The 2,904-nt window shown below is 58.7% G+C and carries 7 protein-coding genes; all 7 read left to right on the forward strand.

Annotated elements, in window-relative coordinates:
* Positions 1-240: phage head closure protein (locus Xhom_RS48885; protein ID WP_099139665.1), on the forward strand; the 240-nt coding region annotated here is incomplete at its 5' end.
* Positions 237-683 carry an HK97-gp10 family putative phage morphogenesis protein gene (locus Xhom_RS48890; RefSeq protein ID WP_069315763.1) on the forward strand — a complete coding sequence of 149 codons (447 nt, stop codon included), beginning with the start codon at positions 237-239 and terminating at the stop codon, positions 681-683. The genes Xhom_RS48885 and Xhom_RS48890, both read left to right, overlap by 4 nt.
* Positions 680-1,015: a hypothetical protein gene (locus Xhom_RS48895; RefSeq protein WP_069315764.1), complete on the forward strand. Its 336-nt coding sequence runs from the start codon at positions 680-682 to the stop codon at positions 1,013-1,015. The genes Xhom_RS48890 and Xhom_RS48895 overlap by 4 nt, the downstream gene beginning before the upstream one ends.
* Positions 1,016-1,071: 56 nt before the next feature.
* Positions 1,072-1,548 carry a phage tail tube protein gene (locus tag Xhom_RS48900; protein ID WP_069315765.1) on the forward strand — a complete coding sequence of 159 codons (477 nt, stop codon included), beginning with the start codon at positions 1,072-1,074 and terminating at the stop codon, positions 1,546-1,548.
* 5 nt (positions 1,549-1,553) lie between these two features.
* The gene (locus tag Xhom_RS48905; protein ID WP_069315766.1) at positions 1,554-1,940 is read left to right on the forward strand and encodes a phage tail assembly chaperone; all 387 of its coding nucleotides are present in this window, start codon (positions 1,554-1,556) and stop codon (positions 1,938-1,940) included.
* A 23-nt stretch (positions 1,941-1,963) separates the two neighbouring features.
* On the forward strand, positions 1,964-2,233 hold the full coding sequence (locus tag Xhom_RS48910) for a phage tail assembly protein T (RefSeq protein ID WP_069315767.1): 270 nt from the start codon (positions 1,964-1,966) through the stop codon (positions 2,231-2,233).
* Between the two features lie 9 nt (positions 2,234-2,242).
* The coding region (locus Xhom_RS48915; protein WP_145957433.1) for a tape measure protein at positions 2,243-2,904 on the forward strand (662 nt) is incomplete at its 3' end.

The following is a 2,904-nucleotide window of genomic DNA, read 5'->3' on the forward strand; positions in this document are numbered from 1 at the left end:
GAATGGCAGGACGTTGCCACGGTCTGGGCGGAGGTCAAGCACCTCAGTGGGCGGGAATTGCTCTCGGCCGGGGCGGAAATGGCCGAGGTCACGGTGCGCGTCTGGTTGCGTTACCGCCGCGATGTGACGGCGGCTTACCGGATGGTGTTTCGGGATCAGGTTTACGACATTCAGGCCGTCATTCCTGACCCCAAACGTACTCAACTGGAATTACTGGGCAAGCAGGGGGTGAAATCATGATAGTGACCGATCTGGATTTCTCCGGGTTACGGGACATTGCGCGGGATCTGGAACTGCTCAGCAAAGCCGGGAATACTAAGGTGTTGCGGCAGGCGACTTATGCCGGGGCGACGGTGTTGCGTGACGAAGCCCGGCAGAAAGCGCCGAAACGCACAGGCAAACTGGCGCGTAACATCGTGGCGTCTAACCGGAAAAGCCGCAAGGGAGAAGTCTCTGCCGGGGTGTATGTCCGGGGGGCGAACGCCAAAGGCACCAACAGCGATAAATCCATGAAGGCCAATGACCCGCGCAACGCGTATTACTGGCGCTTTCTGGAGGACGGCACCTCAAAGATGGCGCCGCAACCGTTTATTCGTCCCGCGTTTGACCGTAAATCGGATGAGGCGGCCGAATTTGCGATGAAACGGCTGAATCAGGCGATTGATGAGGTGCTGTCGAAATGACCGAAGCGGATATTTTCCCCTTACTGGCTCAGGTGCTGCCCGATCAGGTCTTTCCCTATGTCGCGCCCCAGTCCGAGCCACCGGTGGCCCCGCCGTGGTGTGTGTTCTCGCTCTACAGTATTGAGCAGGATGTGCTGAACGGGCAGGCCGGGCAACTGAACACCCTGCAAATTGATGTCTACGCTCTGACCATTGATGCGGCGCGGATGATACGAGATAAGGCCAGAATAGCCCTTATGCCGCTTAAACCGACCCAACTGAGCGAAATCCACGGTTACGAGTCTGACACGGGGCTGTACCGTGCCACACTGGAATGCCAACTCTGGCAGTAATAACCCCTTTCCCCTGACCGTCTGCGGACGGTTTTTTTATTTCTGGAGAATTCCCGATGAGCAGTAAATACGAAAAAGCCCAAGGCACGAAAGTGAGTATTTCGGCCAAGGCGGCCACCGAAGCAAACCCGGTCACGGCCGTCTGGCAGTCCATTGATTGCACCACCAAGGAACTCAGCTACACCGGGGGGCAGAAGAGTGACATTGAGGTCACCACCCTGTGCTCAACCGAACAGGAGATGACCAACGGTCTGGCGGCTCCGGGGGAAATCACCCTGTCCGGTAACTGGTCAGCGGAGGAGATCGGACAAGATACGCTGCGCCATGCTTACGATACCGATGATCTGCATGCGTTTAAGGTGGAATTCCCGACCGGCAATGGCTACGCCTTTTTGGCCGAAGTGCGCCAGAACTCATGGAGCGTGACCGCCAGTGGGTTGGTGACCGCTTCCTTCACGCTGCGCCTGAAAGGCAAGCCCGTCCCGCTCAAGCAAGCGGCAGCCACTTTAACTAAAGACACCCCACAAGGATAAATCACATGGCAAAGGCAAAGAAAGATTTACGGGCGCTGGCATTGGCACCCGGTGCCGGATTTCGCCGTAAAACCGTGACGGTACCGGAATGGGGCGATGTTGCTGTGATCCTGCGCGAACCCTCTGCGGGGGCTTGGGCTAGTTGGCAGGCCCTCGTTTCCCCCGCTGGGGAGGAGGCAGAAAACGCCCTGTCCGTCGCGGAGAAAACGCACCGCAATATCCGGGGCGACGTGATGCTGTTTATTGACGTCCTGCGGGATGCGCACGGCGATCCGGTCTTTACCCCCGACGATGCGGATACGGTGACCGGCATTTATGGCCCGGTCCACAGTCGTCTGCTGCATCAGGCGCTGGACCTGATGACCTCACCGGCGGACGCGGAAAAAAAGTAAAGGCCCCCGCCACCTTCTTCCTGATGACACTGGCACTGCGGCTCGGCAAAACCTTACAGGAGTTGCAAGCTGGCCTGAGCGCCAGTGAGTTGCAACTCTGGCTGGAGTATGACCGGTTGAGTCCGCTGGGGGATCGGCGTGGTGACATTCAGGCCGCCCAAATCACCGCCGCCGTGTACCAGTCGCAAGGGGGCAAGGTCAGCCTGCAGGACACCCTGCTGCACTGGGGTGAGGCGGAGACTCCCCCCGACAACGCCGCCGATCTGGAAGCTTTTCTGTCTAATTTATCGTGAGTGACCTCAATGGCAAAATTGCGTGAACTGATTATTAAAATTTCAGCCAATTCCAGCTCGTTTCAGTCCGAGATTGCCCGCGCCTCCCGGATGGGGGCGGATTACTACAAAGTCATGGAAAAGGGCGGGCGGCAGGCCTCGGCGGCGAGTCGGGACAGTCAGCAGGCCCTGCGGGATCTGAACAGTCAACTGGTCTCGGTCAAGGACACGGCCAAAGGGCTGGCGGGCGCGTTTGCCGGGCTGTTTGCGACCGGACGCCTGATCAGCATGGCGGACAATTACAACTCCCTGAATGCCCGCATCAAGTTGGCCACAACCTCCACGGAGGATTTCACTCAGGCCCAGCAAGGGTTGCTGCGGATCAGTCAGTATACCGGCTCGACCTTTGAGTCCAATGCCAGCCTGTTCACCCGCGTCGCCAGTGCCTTGCGGGAATACGGTTATTCGACCCAGGATATCCTGTCCCTGACGGATGCTCTGGCAACCGGTTTACAAGTGTCCGGGGCGTCCGCCGAAGAAACCTCCTCATTGATCGTTCAGTTATCGCAGGCGTTGGGGCGCGGCGTGCTCCGGGGGCAGGACTTTAACTCGGTCGCCCAATCCGGTCAGCGGATCATGAAGGCCCTGTCCGACGGACTGGGGGTCGCCCAAAAAGACCTGAAAGGGCTGGC

It is taken from the genome of Xenorhabdus hominickii, assembly GCF_002632725.1.
GTDB classification, from domain to species: Bacteria; Pseudomonadota; Gammaproteobacteria; order Enterobacterales; family Enterobacteriaceae; genus Xenorhabdus; species Xenorhabdus hominickii.

Bases quoted from the DNA above. Each gene is read 5' to 3' on its own strand.
- Xhom_RS48890 (WP_069315763.1), top strand. From the start codon at position 237: ATGATAGTGACCGATCTGGATTTCTCCGGGTTACGGGACATTGCGCGG.
- Xhom_RS48895 (WP_069315764.1), top strand. From the start codon at position 680: ATGACCGAAGCGGATATTTTCCCCTTACTGGCTCAGGTGCTGCCCGAT.
- Xhom_RS48900 (WP_069315765.1), top strand. From the start codon at position 1,072: ATGAGCAGTAAATACGAAAAAGCCCAAGGCACGAAAGTGAGTATTTCG.
- Xhom_RS48905 (WP_069315766.1), top strand. From the start codon at position 1,554: ATGGCAAAGGCAAAGAAAGATTTACGGGCGCTGGCATTGGCACCCGGT.
- Xhom_RS48910 (WP_069315767.1), top strand. From the start codon at position 1,964: ATGACACTGGCACTGCGGCTCGGCAAAACCTTACAGGAGTTGCAAGCT.